This is a genomic window from Streptomyces capparidis (assembly GCF_054782095.1).
In genome coordinates this window covers 149,345-169,437 of the sequence record NZ_BAAGTD010000002.1, presented here as the reverse complement: position 1 = coordinate 169,437, position 20,093 = coordinate 149,345, and the positions used below count along the sequence as shown (strand labels likewise).

Sequence of the window (20,093 nt, the reverse complement as noted above, 5' to 3'; positions counted from 1 at the left end):
ACAACTTGTCCACAGGCCCGGGCCCGGCCTGGGGATAAGTCGACACCGGAGTCGCCACCCACACCCCTTTAACCGGCAAAGCCCACGAAGCGCACTTCTCCCCCTCAAGCCCCACAGCCTCCACAGCTCCCCCCAGATCACTCCGTTCACGGCGACCATCCCTCCCCCGGGCAATTCCCCCGTCGATCTCCGCCGAGCGCACGGCGAATATCCGCACCAAGCACATATTTCCGGCGTGCTCGTCGCTCGCGCATCTCCAGGCTTCACCAACACAAGCCTTTTGCCCACACCCTGTGGACAACCGCCGCCATCGAGCGCCGCCCTGTGGATAACTCGGGAGACCCCGGGGACCTACCGGGGCAAAGCGCCCCCGCGTCGGTGCCGGGAAGGGGATCCCCCGCAAGCCGCGTCCCCCTGTGTCCACAGCCCGGCTCCGCCGTGGGTAAAGCCGTGGACGCGCCCGGTAGCCTGGTGCCGTGATTGACCTTCGCCTGCTCCGTGACGACCCGGACCGAGTGCGCGCCTCGCAGCGCGCCCGTGGAGAGGACGTCGGCCTGGTCGACGCCCTGCTGGCCGCCGACGAGCGCCGCAGGTCCTCCGGCGTCCGCTTCGACGAGCTGCGCGCCCAGCAGAAGGTGCTCGGCAAGCAGATCCCCAAGGCCCAGGGGGAGGAGAAGGCCGCCCTGCTCAAGCAGGCGTCGGACCTTTCCACCGCCGTGAAGGCCGCGGACACCGAGCGGGACGCCGCCGCCCAGGAGGCGCAGGCGCTGCTGCGGCAGCTCTCCAACGTCGTCGACACCGACGCCCCGGTCGGCGGCGAGGAGGACTTCGTCACCCTGGAGACCGTGGGCACCCCGCGGGACTTCGCCGCCGAGGGCTTCGAGCCCCGGGACCACCTGGAGATCGGCCAGCGCCTCGGCGCCATCGACGTCGAACGCGGCGCCAAGGTCTCCGGCTCGCGCTTCTACTACCTCACCGGCGTCGGCGCCCTGCTGGAGCTGGCCCTGGTGAACATGGCCATGGCCAAGGCCACCGAGGCCGGTTTCACCCCCGTCATCCCCCCGGCGCTGGTCAAGCCGCACGCCATGGAGGGCACGGGCTTCCTCGGCCAGGCCGCGGAGAACGTGTACCACTTGGAGAAGGACGACTACTACCTCGTCGGCACCTCCGAGGTACCGCTCGCCGCCTACCACATGGACGAGATCCTCGACGCGCAGTCGCTGCCGCGGCGCTACGCGGGCTTCTCGCCGTGCTTCCGCCGCGAGGCCGGCTCCTACGGCAAGGACACCCGCGGCATCTTCCGCGTGCACCAGTTCGACAAGGTGGAGATGTTCTCCTACACGCTCCCCGAGCACGCCGCCGAGGAGCACCGGAAGCTGCTGGAGTGGGAGAAGGAGTTCCTGACCAGCCTCGAACTGCCGTTCAGGGTCATCGACGTGGCGACGGGCGACCTCGGCGCCTCGGCCGCCAGGAAGTTCGACTGCGAGGCGTGGATCCCCACCCAGGGCAAGTACCGGGAGCTCACCTCCACCTCGAACTGCAACGAGTTCCAGGCCCGCCGCCTGTCGGTCCGGTCGCGCGACGAGAATGGGGTGCGCCCGCTGGCCACGCTCAACGGCACCCTGGTCGCGATCACCCGCACCATCGTCGCCCTGTTCGAGAACCACCAGCAGGCCGACGGCTCGGTGCGCGTGCCCGACGCCCTGCGCCCCTTCCTCGGAGGTCGCGCCGTCCTGGAACCGGTCGCTGCGTGAGCGCGTTCCCCTACCGGCTCGTCGCCACGGACCTGGACGGGACGCTGCTGCGGCACGACGGCACCATCTCGCGCCGCTCCCGCGACGCGCTCGCGGCGGCCACCGCCGCGGGCGCCTTCCACATCGTCGTCACCGGCCGCGCCGTGCCGTGGGCCAGGCACATACTGGACGACCTCGGCTACGACGGCCTCGCGGTGTGCGGGCAGGGCGCGCAGGTCTACCACGCCGGGGAGCACCGTCTGCTCACCTCGGTGACCCTGGACCGCCAGGTCGCCGCGCTCGCCCTGGCGAAGATCGAGGCGGAGATCGGCCCGCTCACCCTCGCCGTCAGCCGCGACGGCCTCGACGGCAAGATCCTGCTGGAGAACGACTACCAGGTGCAGCCGATGCTCCCGGTGAACCGCATCCACAGCCGTGACGAGCTGTGGACGGAGCCTGTGAACAAGATCTACCTCCAGCACCCCGCGCTGAACGCCGACGCCCTGACCTCCGCCGCCCGCGCCGTCGTCGGCGACATGGTGGGCGTGGTGATGGCGGGCGAGGGCATCGTGGAGATGCTCCCCCTGGGGCTGACCAAGGCCACGGGCCTGACCCTGGCCGCCAGGCGCCTGGGGATCAAGGCCGGGGAGGCGATCGCCTTCGGCGACATGCCGAACGACGTCCCGATGCTGGAGTGGGCCGGCTGGGGCGTGGCCATGGGCAACTCCCACGCCGAACTGCGAGCGGTCGCGGACGAGGTCACGACCTCCAACGAGGAGGACGGGATCGCGGTGGTGCTGGAGCGGCTGCTGGGCGGGGCCGGCGGGGGAGTGGTCTAGACCGGAGGTCGTCGGCAGGGCCTCTGACCTGCGTACGATACATCTTGTCACTTAGAAAAAGTGGGTTATCCACAGGCTGCGGCTCACTGGCTGAGTGGTCCTCGGACGAACTGCACGGGTGACTTCCGCGCGATCCTCTCGTTGAACCGATCGCGCGGAGGCAGTCGAAGTTCGTGGATACGAAACGCGAGTAGTGGAGAGTGGCCGGGCACGAGTCCCGGTCGGTTGAGGATGTGGGTCGGTAAGCGACCTCCGCTCCTGGCCCCGGATAGGGGCGCCCTCAGTCATCACTAGAGGCCAGGAGGCCGATCCATGCCCCCACCCGACTTCGCGCTGCTCGAATCGCGCAGCCTCAGGGAGAGCGTCCGCCACCGCGTCGAGACCTTGGACAAGGTCAAGGTGCTGGCGACACTGCCGGACGGCCTGCACGTCACCAGCGAGATGGTCGCCGAGTACTTCGAGGTGCCGGAGATCACCATCCGTCAGCTCGTCGCTCGCCACCGGGAGGAGCTCCAAGACGCCGGGTACACCCTGCTGAAGGGCTCTGACCTGCAAAGTTTTCTAAGTCTCAACATGAGTCTTAGAAAAATTCCGGGGCGCGGCCTCGCCGTCTTCCCCCGCCGGGCCGTCCTCAACGTCGCCATGCTGCTGCGCGACAGCGAGGTCGCCCGCAAGGTGCGCGCCTACCTGCTCGACGCCGAGCAGGCGCACCGGACCGAGGCCGCCCGCGACTCCATCGAGGCGATCGTGGTCCGGCTCGCCGAGGAGGCCGCCGAGCGGGTCACCGCGCCCGCCTTCGCCGAGGTGAACCTGCGCCTCGACGCCCACGGCCGGGTCATCTGCGCGATGAGCGAGCGGCTGTGCCGCCTCGGCGAGGACATGCGCGAGATGCGCCGGGACATGGCCGACATGCGCCACGACATGGCCGAGTTCCGCCGCGACCTGGCGGAGATCCGCACCACGCTCGCCCGCGGGCAGCGGCGACCGCGCCACAGGAGGTAGCCCACCAGGACGGACCCGGGCTCGTCGGCGGCACCACGCCGCCGGCGAGCCCGGCCGTCCCGGCGTCAGTCGTCCCCGGCCAGCGTCAGCGAGCGCAGCCGCTGCCCCGCGGCCCACGTCGCCGCCGCCGTCACCACCACCAGCAGCACGCATGCCGCAGGCAGCCCCACCGCGGCGTCCACCACGCCCGGGTCGGCGATCTCCTCGGCCAGGGACAGCGACCACTGCTGCACGCTCAGCGCCTTGGCACCGTCCACCAGGGCACCGAGCGCGCCCTCCCAGACCAGCGCGTAGATCAGCCCGACCGTCACCGCGTGCCGGGTGGCGACGCCGAGCAGCAGGAACAGTGCGCCGTACACCACGGACGACGTCAGCGCCGCCGTGCCGTACGCGACCGCTATGCCGCGGTCCGCGCCGTACAGGATCAGCCCGGCCGCGAAGGTGGGTATCGCCGCGAACGCCATGGTGACCACCACGGCCACCAGCAGCTTGGTCAGGATGATCCGCGGCCGGGGCACGGGCTTGGACAGCAGGTACACCACCGAGCCGTCGTCGATCTCGGGGCTGATCGCCCCCGTGCCCGCGATGACACCGATCAGCGGCACCATCGTGGCGATCGCGAAGCCGGACAGCACGTCCGTGCCGGCCGTGTCCTCCTGGTCGGCGAGCAGCCGCACCGCGACCGCGATCACCAGCAGCAGCGCGGGCAGGGCGAACAGCAGGGCCGCGCGGCGGCGGCCGAGCAGGCCGCGCACAGTGAGCCGGGCGACCGTCGGGTGGATCAGTTGGTTCATCAGTTCGTCCTCACGCCGCGACCAGGTAGGAGAAGACGCTTTCCAGCGACTCGTCCGACGGGGAGACCGTGTACAGCCGGATGCCCGCCTCCTTGGCGACGCGCGGCAGCAGCTCGGTGAAGCGCCGGAAGTCGATCGCCTGGACGCGCAGCGCCTTCTCGGCCCAGTCCAGTTCGATCCCGGCGGTGGAGGCGTCGGCGATCAGGGCGGCGGCCAGGCGCCGGTCGTCGGAGGAGCGCACCAGGTAGCGGTGCGGGCGGTCCGTCATCAGGCGCCGGATCTCCCGGAAGTCCCCGGACGCGGCGTGCCGCCCGGCGACGACGACCTCGATGTGGTGGGCGAGCTGCTCGACCTCCTCCAGGATGTGGGAGGAGAACAGCACGGTGCGGCCGTCCGCGCCCATCCGGCGCAGCAGGTCCATCAGGTGCAGCCGCTGGCGCGGGTCCATGCCGTTGAACGGCTCGTCGAGCAGCAGCACGGACGGCTCGTGGACCAGCGCGGACGCCATCTTCACCCGCTGCCGCATGCCCTTGGAGTACGTGGAGATCTTCCGGTCCTGCGCGTGGGTCATCTCCACGGTGGCGAGCGCCCGCCGCGCGGCGGGGCCCGGGTCGGACAGGCCGTGCAGTTCGGCGTTGGCGAGCACGAAGTCCCAGCCGGTGAGGAAGTCGTACATGCCCTCCCGTTCCGGCACCAGGCCGATGGAGCGGTACGCCTGCTCGTTGCGCCAGATCGGGGTGCCGTCCAGGGTGACCGTCCCGGCCGACGGCGGCAGGAACCCGGCCATCATGTGGATCAGGGTGGACTTGCCCGCCCCGTTCGGCCCGAGCAGGCCGGTGACGCCGGGACCGATGTCCATGGTGACGTCGTTGACGGCCACGACGTTGCCGAACCAGCGGGAGACGTGGTCGATGGTCAGGGTCGTCACGACAGACCGACCTTCCGGTAGCGGCGTATCAGCAGGCCGAACGAGCCCGCGACGAGGCCGAGGAGGACGAGGAGGAACACGAGGCCGCCGAGGTGGCCGGGGGGACCCTCGGGGGCCGCGGAGGTCGCGCCGAGCGCCCAGCTCTGCATCCCGTCGAACAGCGTGATGGGGGAGAACAGGCCGAGCCAGCCGGCGGCGGTGTCGTTGCCGTTGGTGTCGGCCACCTCCTGGAGGGTGCTGACGGCGCCGTAGGGGATGGTGAACAGGGCGATGATCGCGGCGACCCCGAAGCCGCGGCGCGGGGTGAGCGCGGCGACCAGCAGGCCGAGGCCCGCGTACAGCAGCGCCAGCGCGGCGGCCGCGACCAGGGAGAGCGCGAAGTCCTTGGTCTGGGTGCCGACCGGGAACTTCGCCAGCAGGGCGCCCGCGTAGAGGATGACCAGGGGCACCGCCAGGAGGACGAACAGGGCGGCCACCGTGGCGGCGAACTTCGCCACCACGTAGTCCAGGCGCTCGATGGGGCGGGAGAAGTACAGCGGCACGGTCCGGAAGCGCAGGTCGCGGGAGACCAACTGGGGCGCTTGGGCGGACACGAAGAGGGTGAGGACCGCCTGGAGGTAGATGGCGTACCGGGTGTACTCCAGCGGGAGCTCGTCCGAGGTGGCGTTGATCACGGCGATGGCGGTGATGATCAGTGCGGGCAGGCACATGATCACCAGCAGGAGCATCGGCAGGACCTTGGACTTCGCGGACCTGCCGAGGCCGTACGCGCCGCGCAGGCTGTGCACGAACAGCGACTTGGCGGCGTAGGACCGGCCGAGGCGCGGCCCGTCGTAGTGCCGGTAGCCGATGTTGTGGATGGACGTCCCCGACGGGGAGGTCTTCGCGTCGCTCATGCTTCCCTCCGCGCCGCCAGAGCCGCCCGGGCGGCCGCTTCCTCAGGGGGCGGGCCCGCCGTGCCCGCCGCCTGCTCGCCGCGGAACAGCTCGGCGATGTGGTGACGCCGCTGCTCCATCCGGACCAGGCCGAGGCCCAGGGCGGCGACGGCGTCGCGCACCGCGTCGTACGTCTCGTCGTCCGCGATCTCGACCACCAGCAGGTGCCCGTCGGCGGCCACGGTCAGGCCCGCCCGGCGCAGCTCCCCGCCCACCGCTGCGGCGCCGTCCGGGTGCTCGGCGCTGTCGGTGACCTCGACGGCGAGGGTGCGGGTGGCTTGGGTGTACTCGGCGGTGGACTGCGAACGCAGCAGCGCGCCGCCGTCGATGACGACGATGTGGTCGCAGGTGCGCTCCAGCTCGCCGAGCAGGTGCGAGGTGACCAGGACGGAGATGCCGAAGTCGGTATGGACGCGGCGGATGAGGCCGAGCATCTCATCGCGCCCGACCGGGTCGAGGCCGTTGGTCGGCTCGTCCAAGAGCACCAGGCGGGGGTCGTGCACCAGCGCCTGCGCGAGCTTCACACGCTGCTTCATGCCCGTGGAGTAGCCGCCGATGGGGCGGTACCGCTCCTCGTAGAGACCCACGTGCCGCAGCGTGTCGGCGGTGCGCTCACGGGCGGCGCCGGCCGGGAGCCCGGACATGCGGGCCATGTGCACGACGAACTCCGTCGCCGACACGTCCGGCGGCAGGCAGTCGTGCTCCGGCATGTACCCGACCTGCTCCCTGATCCGGGAGCCCTCGGTGGACACGTCCATGCCGAGGACGGACGCACGGCCGTCGGTGGCGTCGAGCAGCCCGAGCAGGATCTTGATGAGGGTGGACTTTCCGGCACCGTTCGCCCCGACGAGGCCCACGACTCCGGGCTCGATGTCGAGGGTGAGCCGGTCCAGGGCGGTCACCCGTGGGTACCGCTTGGTGAGGCTTTCCGTCACGATCACAGACACGGTTCGACGGTAGTGGCGACGGATGCCCCCTCGCGTCACTCCTGAGGAGCACTCGCGCCTACTCCTCAGGACAGGTGACCCGTAGGGGATCGCCTACCGAGGGACGGGACTGGGGTCTCTTGGCGGGTTGCCACTCGAAAGAAGTAACTGTTCGCATTGACGCTGCCACGAACTGTTGTCACAGTGAGTAATGGCATTGTCGAACGGAACGGACGGCGGGACGGCGGGACAGTGGGACGGCGGCACGCCCGGTCGGCAGGTCGGCAGGTCGGCGGAGCGGTAGGACGGCGGGATGGCGGAACGACGGGAGGGGACCATGGAGGCACACCCCGGTGATGGGCGGGGATCCACCGAGAGGGCGGGGGCGAGGGAGCGCCGGGTCCCGGCCGGGGAGGTGGAGCTGGCCGTCGCCGAGTGGGGCGAGCCAGGACGGCCGACGGTGCTGCTGCTGCACGGCTACCCGGACAGCAAGGAGGTGTGGACGCGGGTCGTGGAGCACCTGCGGGACCGCTACCACGTCGTGGCGTACGACGTGCGGGGGCACGGCGGGTCCACGGCCCCCAGCCCGGCGCGCGGCGGCTACCGCCTGGAGCGGCTGGCCGACGACTTCGTCGCGGTGCTGGACGCGGTCAGCCCCGCCCGGCCGGTGCACCTGGTCGGGCACGACTGGGGGGCGGTGCAGGGGTGGGAGTTCGCCTCCCTGGAGCGGTTCGACGGGCGGCTGGCGTCGTTCACGTCGGTGGCCGGCCCCGGCCTCGACCACTTCGGCCGGTGGATCAAGGAGCGGCTCGCCCGCCCCTCGCCGCGGGGCCTCGCCCAGCTTCTCGAGCAGTCCCTGCGCTCCTGGTACGTGTACGCGCTGCACACGCCGGTGGTGCCCGAGCTGGCGTGGCGGGGGCCGCTGAGCCGGCTGTGGCCCGAGCTGGTCCGGCGCAGCCACCGCCTCCCGGCGGACGACGGCTGCGCCGCGCCTTCGCTGCCGGACGACGCCTCGCACGGCGCCTGGCTGTACCGCGACAACGTCCGTGACCGGCTGCGCCACCCCCGCGACGACGCCCGCGCCCGCGTCCCGGTGCAGTTGGTCACCCCGACCAGGGACGTGTTCCTCTCCACCCACCTGTACGACGACGCCGCCGGGTGGGCGCCCGAGCTGCGCCGCAGGACGGTGGCCGCCAAGCACTGGCTGCCGCGTAGCAGGCCGGAGCTGCTGGCGCGCTGGATCGGGGAGTTCGTGGACGACGTGGAGCACGGGGCCGCGCCCCTCGGCGGCAGCGGCGGGGGCGCGTTCGACGGCAGGCTGGTGCTGGTCACGGGCGCGGCGAGCGGGATCGGGCGGGCCACGGCGCTGGCGTTCGCGAGGCAGGGCGCGCGGGTGGTGGCGGTGGACATCGACGGGGAGGGCGCGGCCCGCACCGCCCTGGACGCCGAGAAGGCCGGGGCGGCGCAGGCGTGGGCCCACGGCGTGGACGTCTCGGACGAGCGGGCCATGGAGCGCCTCGCCGCCGCGGTGCACGAGGAGTGCGGCGTGCCCGACGTGCTGGTGAACAACGCGGGCGTCGGCATCTCGGGCCGCTTCCTCGACACCTCCGCCGAGGACTGGCGGCGCACCCTGGACGTGAACCTGTGGGGCGTCATCCACGGCTGCCGGCTGTTCGGCGCGCGCATGGCCGAGCGCGGGCAGGGCGGGCACATCGTCAACACCGCGTCCGCCGCGGCCTACGGGCCCACCCGGATGCTGCCCGCCTACAGCACCAGCAAGGCCGCGGTGCTGATGCTGAGCGAGTGCCTGCGCATGGAGCTCGCGCCGCACGGGATCGGGGTCACCGCGCTCTGCCCGGGCTTCGTGCACACCGGCATCACCGCAACGGCCCGCTTCACGGGCGTCCCCGACGCCGAGCAGGAGCGGCTGCGCCGCAGGACGACGCAGCTCTACCGGCGGCGCGGCTACTCCCCGGAGAAGGTCGCCGAGGCGGTGCTGCGCGCCGTCGAGAAGAATGTGGCGGTGCAGCCGGTGACCCCGGAGGCGCACGCGATCCGGCTGCTGTCCCGGCTCTCGCCCAGGGCCATGCGCGCGGTGGGGCGCATCTCCCTCCGCCTGTGACGATGTCCCCCATCACCGACGTCCCCACCACCGGCGTCACTCACCACGACCAGGAGCCCGCTTGCCCGAGTACCGCATCGAAGACCTCGCCCGCGAGACCGGCACCACCGTGCGCAACATCCGCGCCTACCAGGACCGCGGCCTGCTGCCGAAACCGGCGAGACGCGGCCGGAGCAACGTCTACGACGAGACGCACCTGGCCCGGCTCCGGCAGATCGCGGGCCTGCTGGAGCGCGGCTACACCCTGGCCAGCATCCGGGAGCTGCTGGAGGCGTGGGACAGCGGGCGCGGGCTGTCCGGGGTGCTCGACCTGCTCGCCGAGGTGGAGGGCCCCTGGTCGGACGAGACGCCCGACCGGCTCACCCGGGAGCAGCTCGTCGAGACGTTCGACGGCGCCGAGGACGAGGACGCCATCGCCGAGGCGGTGGCCCTGGGCGTCCTGGAGCCCGACGGGGACGACGCGTTCCTGGTACCGAGCCCCCAGTTGCTGTCGGTCGCCGCGGAGCTGCACGCGGCGGGTGTCCCGCTGGCGGCGATCTCCGGCCATCTGCGGGAGCTGCGGGCCCAGGTGGAGCACATCGCCCGCCGCTTCCTGGAGTTCACCACCGAGTACGTCTTCCAGCGCTATCTCGACCACCCGCCGAGCGACGCGGACGCCGCCCAGGCCGCCGACCTGGTCCGCAGGCTGCGCCCGCTCGCCCGCCAGAGCGTGGACGCGGAACTGGCCCGGGCCATGCGCACCCTGGCCACCCGGCACGTCCACCAGGTCCTGGTCCAGCCGGCGGCGGACACCCCGGAGGCCACCTACGCCCCCACCCGGCACGCCGCCGCACCCCTCCCGCCCACGGTGCACGTCGAGGTGTCCATCCCGGAGGAGACGGCCGCCCTGCTGCGGGCCCTGCTGGACCGGGCGGCGCCGGGCCCGAAGCCGAACCCGCCGAGCAGGTGACGCCCGCCCAACGGCCCACCCGTCCGCCCGCCCAGCGGCCCACCGCCTCCCGGCCACGTCCGGCCGCCCCCGCCGCGCCCGGCCGCCCTCAGCGGTGCCGGGGGGTGTCAGGAGTCGGCCACCTCGGTGTTCTGGCAGGCGGTCAGCAGCCACCGGCCGTCCTCCTTGGCCATCACGTACATGGGGGACATCGGGTTGCCGAGCTGCCGGCCGTCGGGGGTCCAGTACCGGGCGCGGGCCTTGACGGCGGCCACGTCGGGGCGGATGAACAGCACGTCCACCACCTCGTAGGTGACCGTGGAGTCCTTCATCGCCCCGGGGAGCACCTGGTGGGTGAACGCGGAGATCTCGTCCCGGCCGTTGAGGAACCTGCCGCCGCCCGTCGTCCAGATGGCGTCGTGGCGGAAGAGGCCGACGAACTCCTCGGGGAGCTCGTTCCGCTGGGAGTGCTCGAGCGTGGCGACCACCTGCCGGATCGCCTCGATCTCGGCCTCACGGGCCTGGTCCGCCGTCTGCGCCGCCGTCTGCTGGGGTGCCTGCTGTGGTGTCTGCATGGGACAAGCGTGCCTCCTCAAGCGCACTTGAGGTCAAGCCGGTTCCGCGCGGCCCGGCCCGGCGGTGTCCGAGCGCGCCGGCGGGAGGGCCCGGGCCCTTCGTCCGCCGGTCGGACCTGAGCTGACGTACGCACATTTCCGAGCCAAGTCATACTCTGTCCACTATTCGATCACTTGTCGTCGCACCGATGGTGTAGGTTGCGCCTTTCGGTGGCGTCGGCAGACGCCACCTTCTTCCGGGCGAAGGACGGGGCAGGGCGGCATGAGACGTCGTCGTTGGTGGGGGGTGTCCGCGGCCGTGGCCGCGGGGGTCACCGGAGTGCTGGTGGTGCAGGCCGCGGCCGGGGGGCCCGCGGACGGCGCCGGCGCGCGGGACGGCGAGCGTCGCACGCCCGTCCCGGTCAAGGGGGAGCTGCACACCACGGCCCTGCGGGTGGCCGAGGACGGCGGGACCGCGACGCTGGGCAGGCGGGACGCCGAACCGTTCAGCATGCTGGGCGTCACCTGGACCAAGCCGTCCGAGAACGTGCGCGGCACGGTCGAGGTCCGCACCCGGGACGCCGGGACCGGTCAGTGGTCGCGCTGGCTGCGGCTGGACACCGACAACGGCGGCGAGAACGGCGCCGCGCGCGGCGGCACGGAGCCGGCGTGGGTGGGCCCGTCCGACGGCGTCGAGGCGCGGGTGACCGCCGACGGCAGGACGTCCTCCCGACTGCCCGCCGGCCTGCGCCTGGCCATGATCGACCCCGGTGGCGCCGAGAGCACCGCGTGGGAGCCCGCGGCGTTCGCCGCCGACGAGCCGGGCACCTCCTCGGACTCCCCGTCGCCCGGCGACTCCGCGTCCGAGTCCGCCGACCCGTCCCCCTCCTCGCCCGAGCCCTCCGGCTCCTCCCCCGCGGCGACGGACTCGCAGTCCCCTTCGCCGTCGGAGTCCACGACGCCGAGCGACCCCCCGCCCACGTCCACCTCCCCGTCCCCGAGCCCGCCCACCTCACCGCCGCCGGAGCCCACCCCCACGGCGACCGTGCCGACCGCGCCGCCGTCCACCGCGCCGCGCCCGCCGATCACCCCGCGGGCGGGCTGGGGCGCCGACGAGTCGATCAGCCCGGAGGAGCCCGGCTACCTGCCGGGCGAGAAGATCAAGGCGGTGGTGGTGCACCACACCGCCGAGTCCAACGACTACACCTGCGCGCAGGCGCCCGAGGTGGTGCGCGGCATCTACGCGTACCACGTCAGGGAACTCGGCTGGAAGGACATCGGCTACAACTTCCTGGTCGACAAGTGCGGCACGGTCTACGAGGGCCGCAAGGGCGGCGTGGACCTGCCGGTGATGGGCGCGCACGCCTACGGCTTCAACTCCGAGACCACCGGCATCTCCGTCCTCGGCACCTACACCGCCACCGCGCCGACGCAGGCCGCCATGGCCTCCGTCGCCCGCGTCGCCGCCTGGAAGCTCGGCCAGTACGGGGTCAGCCCCACCGGCACCACCACCCTCACCGCGGGCGACAAGGGCACCAACTACTTCGGCAAGTCCTGGGCGAAGGGCGCCCAGCTCACCTTCCCCACCATCCACGGCCACCGCGACGGCTACAACACCCAGTGCCCCGGTGACGCCTTCTACGCCCAGTTGCCCACCCTGCGCACCTGGGCCGACGGACCCGTCACCGGCCTGGCCCTGAAGTCGATCACCGGCGCGGGCGTGTCCGGCACGACGTACTACACCAAGGCCCAGATCACCGCGAACTGGTCGGCCACCACCCCCGCCCCGCTGATCTCCCGCTTCGAGCTGCTGGTGGACGGCAAGGTCGCCGCCACCGCCGCGGGCACCGCCACCTCCGCCAAGGCGTCCCTGGCCGTCGGCACCCACAAGGTGCAGGTGCGGGCGGTGCACCAGTCCGGGAGGACGACGACCACCGCGGCCGCCACCGTCGTCGCCGAGACCACGCCCCCCGCCTTCACGGCCAAACCGTCCCTGGCCCTGCGCACCGGCACGGTGAACACCACCGCGGTGCCGCTCACCCTGAAGTGGAAGGCCACCGACACGGCCGCGCTGCGGGAAGTGCGTCTGACGGCCCCGCTGGCCAGGACGTACGGCCCGACGGTCACCAGCGCGAACCACACCGCCAAGTCCGGCACCGCCACCACCTGGTCGATGACCGCCCAGGACCAGGCGGGCAACACCGCGGGCGCGTCGGTCGCCGGCACCCCGGTGATCCTCCAGGAGACCGCCGCGACCAGGACAGGCACCTGGACCACCCGGTCCTCCAGCAGCTACCTGGGCGGCAAGTCGTACTCGTCCACCGCCAGGAACGCCTCGCTGACCTGGACGTTCACCGGCCGCTCGGTGGCCTGGGCGGTCTCCCGCGCCTCGACCTCCGGCCAGGCGCACGTGTATGTGGACGGCACCAGGGTGAGCACCGTGGACCTGAAGTCCTCCACCACCAAGTACCGGGACGCGATCTGGACGAAGAGCTGGTCCACCAGCGGCAAGCACACCGTCAAGATCGTCGTCGTGGGCACGGCGGGCCGTCCCACCATCACCACCGACGGCATCGTCTACCTGAAGTGACCCGGCACCGGGCCCGGCAGCCCTCGGAGGGCTGCCGGGCCCGCCGCACACCACCACCCCCGGTGGCCCCGGGCGCCCCGCGGGTCGCCTAGGCTCCGGTCCCATGAGCCCCGCCGCCCCGCGTCTGAGCACCGTGATCCTCCCCGTCCGCCGCTGGCACGAAGGCGGCCGCGACGAGTGGCTGCGCGCGGAGGAGCTGGGCTTCCACGCCGCGTACACCTACGACCACCTGTCCTGGCGCAGCTTCCGCGACCGGACCTGGTTCGGCGCGCTGCCCACCCTGACCGCCGCGGCGGGCGCCACCGCGCGGCTGCGCCTGGGCACCCTGGTGACGTCCCCGAACTTCCGCCACCCCGTCACCCTCGCCAAGGAACTGATCACCCTCGACGACGTCTCCGCCGGCCGGGTCACCCTGGGGGTGGGCGCGGGCGGCACCGGCTTCGACGCGACCGCGCTCGGCCAGGAGCCGTGGAGCCCGCGCGAGCGCGCCGACCGGTTCGAGGAGTTCGTCGGCCTGCTCGACCGGCTGCTGACGCAGCAGGCGGTCACCCACGCGGGCGCGTTCTACTCCGCGCACGAGGCCCGCACCGTGCCCGGGTGCGTCCAGCGTCCCCGCCTGCCCTTCGCGGTCGCCGCCACCGGCCCGCGCGGCCTGCGCCTCGCCGCCCGGCACGGGCAGGCCTGGGTCACCACCGGCGACCCGAGGATCTCCGCCACCGGCACCCCCGAGGAGTCCCGCCGGGTCGTGCGCGACCAGCTCGACCGGCTCGACCGGGCGTGCGCGGAGGCCGGCCGGGACCCGGGCACGCTGGAGCGGATCCTGCTGACCGGCTTCACCCCCGAGGGCAACGCCGTCCTCGACTCCGTGGACGCCTTCGTGGACTTCGCCGGCGCCCACGCCGAGATGGGCATCACCGAGATCGTCGTGCACTCCCCCGTCCCCGACTCCCCCTTCGCCGCCGACCCCGGCGTCTTCGAGCGGATCGCCGCACAGGCCCCGCGGCAACTCGGCTGACGTTCCGCGCGGACTCCTCCGGCCCCCGGCGCCCCCTCGACCGGGGTGCGCGAGGATGGGCGGGTGACCTCGACCTGTTCACGGCCTCCCGGGCGGCCCGGCGCGGAACCGCTGCCCCGGCTGATCGCCACCGATCTCGACGGGACCCTGCTGCGCAGCGACAAGACCGTCTCGCCGCGCACCGTCGCCGCGCTCGCCGCCGCGGAGGACGCCGGGATCGAGGTGTTCTTCGTCACCGGGCGGCCCGCCCGGTGGATGGGGCTGGTCAGCCGGTACACCGCCCGCCACGGCATCGCGATATGCGCCAACGGCGCCGCCGTCCACGATCTGCGGCGCGACCGGCTCGTCGATGTGCACCCGCTGGCGCCGGGCGACGCCCTCGCCGTGGTGCGCGCCCTGCACGCCGAGATCCCGGACGCGGCGTTCGCCGTGGAGCGGACGGAGGGCTTCGGGTACGAGCCGGGCTACCCCGTCCAGGAGACCTGGGCCACCCCGGACTCCCCCGTCGCCCCGGTCGAGGAACTGCTGGCCATCGGCTCGCGCGGGCCGGTGCTGAAGCTGCTCGCCCGGCACCCGTCGATGGACCCGGACGGGTTCCTCGCGGTGGCGCGCCGGGCGGCGGGGAAGCACGCCGAGTTCACCAGGTCCGCGCCGGTGGCCCTGCTGGAGATCAGCGCGCGGGGGGTGAGCAAGGCGACGACGCTGGCCCGCTGCTGCGCCGGGCTCGGCATCGAGCCCTCGCAGGTGGTGGCCTTCGGGGACATGCCCAACGACCTGGAGATGCTGGCCTGGGCCGGCACCTCCTACGCGGTGGCGAACGCGCACCCGGAGGTGCTGGCGGCCACCACCCACCGCACGGCCGCGAACGACGACGACGGGGTGGCGCGGGTGATCGAGTCCCTGCTCGGCGCGGGCAGGTAGCCGGTTCCCCGCGGTCCCGCCGCGTCGCCGGCGCCGCGGTTCACGCCACCGGCAGGGCCTGCGCCGCCTCCTCGCGCAGCCGCATCCGGCGCAGCGGCCCTTCCGTGTGGGCGAGCTCGTCCCAGGTGCCGCGCTGCACCACCCGGCCGCCGTCCAGCACCACGATCTCGTCCACCGCGCCCGGCGCGGCCAGGCCCGCCAGGCGGTGGGTGATCAGAACGGTGGTGCGGCCCCGGGTGGCGGCGAGCAGGTCGGCGGTGAGCGCGTCGGCGGTGGGCAGGTCCAGGTGCTCGGCGGGCTCGTCCAGGACGAGGACGGGGAAGCCGGCGAGCAGCGCCCGGGCCAGGGCCAGCCGCCGGCGCTGGCCGCCCGACAGCCGGGCGCCGTGCTCGCCGACCATCGTGTCCAGGCCGCGGGGCAGCACGTCCACCCAGTCCAGCAGGCGGGCGGCGGCGAGCGCCTCGCGCAGCTCGGCGTCGGAGCAGCCGGGCCTGGCCAGCCGCAGGTTCTCCCGCAGCGAGCTGTCGAAGATGTGCGCGTCCTGCGCGCACAGGCCCACCACCCGGCGCACGTCGTCGCCGTCCAGCGTGCGCGTGTCCCGTCCGCCGAGGGTGACCGCGCCGGACTCGGGGTCGAGGAACCGCAGCAGCACTTGGGCGAGGGTGGTCTTGCCGGAGCCGCTGGGGCCGACCACGGCGATCCGGCGGCCCGGCGCGAGGTCGAGGTCCACGCCGTCGAGCGCGGGCCTGACCTGCCCCGGGTAGCGGGCGGTCAGGCCCGCCACCCGCACGGGGAAGGGGTCCTCGGGCAGCGGCTCGGGGTGGATCGGCTCCGCCACGGGCTCGGGGGCGCCCAGGATCTCGTTGACGCGCTCCGCGGCGCGGCGGCCCCGCTCACGGAACTGGGCGGCCTGCGGCATCCCGGACACGGCCTCGAACGCGGCGAGCGGGGTGAGGACGACGACGGCGAGGGCGACCCCGTCCAGGCGGCCCGCGGCGACCGCCTGCACCCCGGCGAGCGCGGCGGCGACGACGGTGAGGCCGCAGGTCAGCGCGGTCAGGGCGGCGCCGAGCGCGGCGGTGCCGCTGGACCGGGCGGCGATGCGGGTGAGCGCGGAGTCGGCGTCCTTCGCGGCGCCCAGGGCGCGGGGCAGGGCACCGGCGACGGTGAGCTCGGGGCTGCCGGTGAGCAGGTCGACGACGGCGGTGGACAGCTCGCCACGGGCGGGCGCGAGCCGCCGTTCCGCGCGCTGGGACAGGCGGCGTGCGAGCCGGGGCACCAGCGCGCCCGCGATGAGCAGGCCGGCGGCGAGGATCAGGCCGGCCTCGGGCAGCAGCAGACCGGTGAGCAGCACGGACGCCGCGCCCACGGTGACGGCGGCGGTGGCGGGCAGCAGCCAGCGCAGGAAGTGGTCCTGGAACGAGTCGACGTCCGCGACCAGGCGGGAGAGCAGGTCGCCGCGCCTGGCCCGGCCGAGGCCCGCGGGCGCGATGCGGGTCAGGCGGCGGTAGACGGCGACCCGCAGGTCGGCCAGCACGCGGAAGGTGGCGTCGTGCGCGACCAGGCGCTCGGCGTACCGGAACACGGCGCGCCCGATGCCGAACGCGCGGGTCGCGGTCACGGCCACCATCAGGTACAGCACGGGCGGCTGCTCCGAGGCGCGGGAGATCAGGTAGCCGGAGGTGGCCATCAGGCCGACGGCGCAGGCCAGGGCGAGGCTGCCGAGCAGCGCGGCGAGCAGCATCCGGCCCCGGGGGAGGCGGGGCAGGGCGACGAGGGCGGGGGTGTCCGCGGCGCGGTCGTCCTCGCCCGGGGGGAGGGCGGGCGCGGGGCCGGCCGCGGCGGGGGGCGCGCTCCGCGGCGGGGCGGGGGGCGCCTCCGCGGGCGCGGGGGCGGAGGCCGGCAGCGCCACGACCCGGTCGGCGACGGCGAGCAGTGCGGGCCGGTGGGCGACCAGCAGCACGGTGCGCCCGGCCGCCAGGCGCCGCACGGCGTCCACGATCCCGGCCTCCGTCTCACCGTCGAGGTTGGCGGTGGGCTCGTCCAGCAGCAGCAGCGGCCGGTCGGCGAGGAACGCCCGGGCGAGCGCGATCCGCTGCCGCTGGCCCGCGGAGAGCCCGGCGCCGTCCTCACCGAGGTGACTGTCAGTGCCCTCTGGCAGGCTGTCCGTGAAGTCGAGCAGCCCGGCGTCGCGCAGGGCGGCGCGCACCTGCGCGTCGGTGGCGTCCGGGCGGGCGAGGCGGACGTTGTCGGCGATGGTGCCGGCGAAGAGATGGGGACGCTGGGGGACCCAGGCGATCTGCGCGCGCCAGGTGGCCGGGTCCAGCGCCGTCAGCGGTGTGCCGCCGACGGTGACCCGGCCGCCGGAGGGGGTGGTGAAGCCGAGCAGGGTGTGCAGCAGGGTCGACTTGCCCGAGCCGCTGGGGCCGGTCAGGGCGAGGATCTCACCGGGGCGGAGCGCCAGCGAGGTCGCGGGCAGCGAAGGGGCGGACCGGCCGGGGTGGCGGACGGTCAGGTCCTCCACGCGGACGGGCACGGGGGCGCGGGCCAGGTCGGGGGCGGGGGTGCGGCCCGCCTCGGGCAGCGGGGCGTCCAGCACCGCGAACACCTGGTCGGCGGCGGCCAGGCCCTCGGCGGCGGCGTGGTACTGGGCGCCGACCTGGCGCAGCGGCAGATACGCCTCGGGCGCGAGCACGAGCACGACGAGCCCGGTGTACAGGTCCAGGTCGCCGTGGACGAGGCGCATGCCGACGCCCACGGCGACGAGGGCGACGGAGATGGTGGCGAGCAGCTCGAGCGCGAAGGAGGACAGGAACGCGATCCGCAGGGTGCGCAGCGCGGCGGTGCGGTAGTCGCCGGTGATCCGGGCGATGGCCGTGGCCTGCGCCCTGGCCCGGCCGAACACCTTCAGGGTGGGCAGCCCGGCCACCACGTCGAGGAAGTGGCCGGACAGCCGGGCCAGGGTGCGCCACTGGCGGTCCATCCGGGTCTGGGTGACCCAGCCGATCAGGACCATGAACACGGGGATGAGGGGGAGGGTGACGGCGATGGTGAACGCCGACCACCAGTCGGCGGTGACGATACGGGCCAGCACGGCCACGGGGACGACGACGGCCAGGCCCAGTTGGGGGAGGTAGCGGGCGAAGTAGTCGTCCAGGGCGTCCAGGCCGCGGGTGGCCAGCGTCACCAGCTCGCCGGTGCCGCGGGGCGCCTCGGGGCGGGGGGCGCCGGCGGGCGGGGCGGCGGGCCCGGGCAGGGCCGAGCCGGGCGCGGGTGCGTCGGGTACGGGTGATCCGGGCGCGGCCGAGCCGGGCGGGGCCGCGTCGCGGAAGGGGGCCAGGCGGGCGGCGTGGTCGAGGAGCCGCGCGCGCAGTTGGGACTTCACCGCGGCGCAGGCCCGGTGCGCGGCGAGTTCGGTGAGCCAGGCCACCGCGGCGCGGCCGGCGGCGACCGCGGCGAGCAGCAGGAAGGAGGTGCGCAGGTCGGCCGCCGAGGCGCCGTCCTGGAAGGCGGAGACGACGATGTCGGCGATCAGCGTGGCCTGGGCGATGACCAGGCCGGCTCCGAGCACGCCGAGCAGCACGGAGGCGGCCAGGAAGCCGCGGCTGGCGCGGGCGTGCCGGAGCAGGCGCGGGTCGACGGGCTTCACGATCCGTCCCGCCCCGGCGCGGCGTGGGCGGCGGACCCGGGCTCGGCGGACCGGGGCGCCGGGACGGCGGGGCCGCCGGGCCCGGTGGCGGCCGCGGCGTCGCCGGGGGCGGCGGGCCCGCTGGTGGGCCGGTCCCGGCCGGTGGAGGCGCCGGGGCCGCCGCCCGGGATGTGCTGGGTGCCGATGCGCTTGCGGAACACCCAGTACGTCCACGCCTGGTAGCAGATCACCATGGGGGCGGCGAACGCCGCGACCCAGGTCATGATCTTGAGCGTGTAGGGGGAGGAGGAGGCGTTCTCGACGGTCAGCGACCAGTCGTCGTTCAGGGTGGAGGGCATCACGTCGGGGTAGAGCGTGAGGAACAGCGTGGTCACGGCGGCCGCGATGGTCACGCCGGAGAAGGAGAACGCCCAGCCCTCGCGGCCCCTGGCGTTGGCGGCCAGCGCGGCGAGCAGGGCGGCCACCGCCACGGCCGCGGTCGCGGCGCTGCGGCCGTTGCCGTGCTCGCCCTGCGTCCACAGCAGGAAGGCCGCAGCCAGCACGGCGGTGGCCAGGCCGAGCCGGGTCGCCAGGGCGCGGGCGCGCTCGCGGATGTCGCCGAGCGTCTTCAGCGCGGTGAACACCGCCCCGTGCAGGGTGAACAGGCCCAGCGTCACCAGGCCGCCGAGCAGCGTGTACGGGGTGAGCAGGTCCAGGACGCCGCCCCGGTACTCCTTGTCCGGGCCGATCGCCACTCCGTGCGCGATGTTGGCGAAGGCCACGCCCCACAGGAAGGCGGGGAGCAGGGAGGTCCAGAAGATGGCGTGCTCCCAGTTGCGCTTCCACCGCTCGTCGTCGCGCTTGGCCCGGTACTCGAACGCGACGCCGCGCACGATCAGGCAGACCAGCACGAGCAGCAGCGGGAGGTAGAAACCGGAGAACAGGGTGGCGTACCACTCGGGGAAGGCGGCGAAGGTGGCGCCGCCCGCCGTGAGCAGCCACACCTCGTTGCCGTCCCAGACCGGGCCGATGGTGTTGATCAGGACGCGCCGCTCGCGCTCGTCGCGGGCGAGCAGCTTGGTCAGCACGCCCACACCGAAGTCGAAGCCCTCGAGGAAGAAGTAGCCGATCCACAGGAAGGCGATGAGGACGAACCAGACGCTGTGCAGTTCCACGGG

Annotated in this window: 15 protein-coding genes; 8 read left to right on the top strand and 7 right to left on the bottom strand. The window is 73.9% G+C overall.

Annotated elements, in window-relative coordinates; translation table 11 throughout:
• The first annotated feature begins 476 nt into the window (after positions 1-476).
• The 3 genes from serS (at position 477) to ACYVO2_RS02765 (ending at position 3,574) form a co-directional block, all read left to right on the top strand.
• Entirely contained in the window at positions 477-1,754 is a 1,278-nt protein-coding gene (serS, locus tag ACYVO2_RS02775) for a serine--tRNA ligase (protein WP_461005911.1), read from the top strand.
• Complete coding sequence (locus ACYVO2_RS02770; RefSeq protein ID WP_461005910.1) at positions 1,751-2,572, top strand: HAD family hydrolase; 822 nt, start codon at positions 1,751-1,753, stop codon at positions 2,570-2,572. The genes serS and ACYVO2_RS02770 overlap by 4 nt, the downstream gene beginning before the upstream one ends.
• Positions 2,573-2,884: 312 nt before the next feature.
• Positions 2,885-3,574, top strand: coding sequence for a hypothetical protein (locus ACYVO2_RS02765; protein ID WP_461005909.1), 690 nt, complete (start codon positions 2,885-2,887; stop codon positions 3,572-3,574).
• 65 nt (positions 3,575-3,639) lie between these two features.
• Here the strand turns inward: ACYVO2_RS02765 and ACYVO2_RS02760 are convergent, their stop codons facing one another.
• The 4 genes from ACYVO2_RS02760 to ACYVO2_RS02745 are packed head-to-tail and all read right to left on the bottom strand — an operon-like array spanning position 3,640 to position 7,172.
• The gene (locus ACYVO2_RS02760) at positions 3,640-4,359 is read right to left on the bottom strand and encodes an ABC transporter permease (protein WP_461006028.1); all 720 of its coding nucleotides are present in this window, start codon (positions 4,357-4,359) and stop codon (positions 3,640-3,642) included.
• Between the two features lie 19 nt (positions 4,360-4,378).
• Complete coding sequence (locus tag ACYVO2_RS02755; RefSeq protein ID WP_461005908.1) at positions 4,379-5,296, bottom strand: ABC transporter ATP-binding protein; 918 nt, start codon at positions 5,294-5,296, stop codon at positions 4,379-4,381.
• Positions 5,293-6,192 carry an ABC transporter permease gene (locus tag ACYVO2_RS02750; RefSeq protein WP_461005907.1) on the bottom strand — a complete coding sequence of 300 codons (900 nt, stop codon included), beginning with the start codon at positions 6,190-6,192 and terminating at the stop codon, positions 5,293-5,295. Before ACYVO2_RS02750 ends, ACYVO2_RS02755 begins: the two co-directional genes overlap by 4 nt.
• The gene (locus tag ACYVO2_RS02745; protein WP_461006027.1) at positions 6,189-7,172 is read right to left on the bottom strand and encodes an ABC transporter ATP-binding protein; all 984 of its coding nucleotides are present in this window, start codon (positions 7,170-7,172) and stop codon (positions 6,189-6,191) included. The genes ACYVO2_RS02750 and ACYVO2_RS02745 overlap by 4 nt, the downstream gene beginning before the upstream one ends.
• A gap of 322 nt (positions 7,173-7,494) precedes the next feature.
• Here ACYVO2_RS02745 and ACYVO2_RS02740 point away from each other — a divergent pair, with 322 nt between their 5' ends.
• Together ACYVO2_RS02740 and ACYVO2_RS02735 are read left to right on the top strand one after the other, a co-directional pair.
• A complete protein-coding gene (locus ACYVO2_RS02740; RefSeq protein WP_461005906.1) occupies positions 7,495-9,279 on the top strand; it encodes an SDR family oxidoreductase in 1,785 nt (594 codons plus the stop codon).
• 61 nt (positions 9,280-9,340) lie between these two features.
• On the top strand, positions 9,341-10,228 hold the full coding sequence (locus tag ACYVO2_RS02735) for a MerR family transcriptional regulator (RefSeq protein ID WP_461005905.1): 888 nt from the start codon (positions 9,341-9,343) through the stop codon (positions 10,226-10,228).
• A gap of 107 nt (positions 10,229-10,335) precedes the next feature.
• Here the strand turns inward: ACYVO2_RS02735 and ACYVO2_RS02730 are convergent, their stop codons facing one another.
• On the bottom strand, positions 10,336-10,782 hold the full coding sequence (locus ACYVO2_RS02730; RefSeq protein ID WP_461005904.1) for an SgcJ/EcaC family oxidoreductase: 447 nt from the start codon (positions 10,780-10,782) through the stop codon (positions 10,336-10,338).
• Positions 10,783-11,044: 262 nt separating this feature from the next.
• Here ACYVO2_RS02730 and ACYVO2_RS02725 point away from each other — a divergent pair, with 262 nt between their 5' ends.
• The 3 genes from ACYVO2_RS02725 to ACYVO2_RS02715 all read left to right on the top strand — a co-directional run bounded on the left by ACYVO2_RS02725 (position 11,045) and on the right by ACYVO2_RS02715 (position 15,287).
• Entirely contained in the window at positions 11,045-13,351 is a 2,307-nt protein-coding gene (locus ACYVO2_RS02725) for a peptidoglycan recognition protein family protein (RefSeq protein ID WP_461005903.1), read from the top strand.
• A 103-nt stretch (positions 13,352-13,454) separates the two neighbouring features.
• On the top strand, positions 13,455-14,366 hold the full coding sequence (locus ACYVO2_RS02720; protein WP_461005902.1) for an LLM class flavin-dependent oxidoreductase: 912 nt from the start codon (positions 13,455-13,457) through the stop codon (positions 14,364-14,366).
• Positions 14,367-14,429: 63 nt separating this feature from the next.
• Positions 14,430-15,287 (top strand): HAD family hydrolase, encoded by an 858-nt coding sequence (locus ACYVO2_RS02715; RefSeq protein ID WP_461005901.1) that lies wholly within the window; start codon positions 14,430-14,432, stop codon positions 15,285-15,287.
• 40 nt (positions 15,288-15,327) lie between these two features.
• Here ACYVO2_RS02715 and cydD read toward each other — a convergent pair whose 3' ends face one another.
• Together cydD and cydB are read right to left on the bottom strand one after the other, a co-directional pair.
• Entirely contained in the window at positions 15,328-18,936 is a 3,609-nt protein-coding gene (gene cydD / locus ACYVO2_RS02710; RefSeq protein WP_461005900.1) for a thiol reductant ABC exporter subunit CydD, read from the bottom strand.
• Positions 18,933-20,090 (bottom strand): cytochrome d ubiquinol oxidase subunit II, encoded by a 1,158-nt coding sequence (gene cydB / locus ACYVO2_RS02705; RefSeq protein WP_461005899.1) that lies wholly within the window; start codon positions 20,088-20,090, stop codon positions 18,933-18,935. The genes cydD and cydB overlap by 4 nt, the downstream gene beginning before the upstream one ends.
• Between the last annotated feature and the right edge of the window lie 3 nt (positions 20,091-20,093).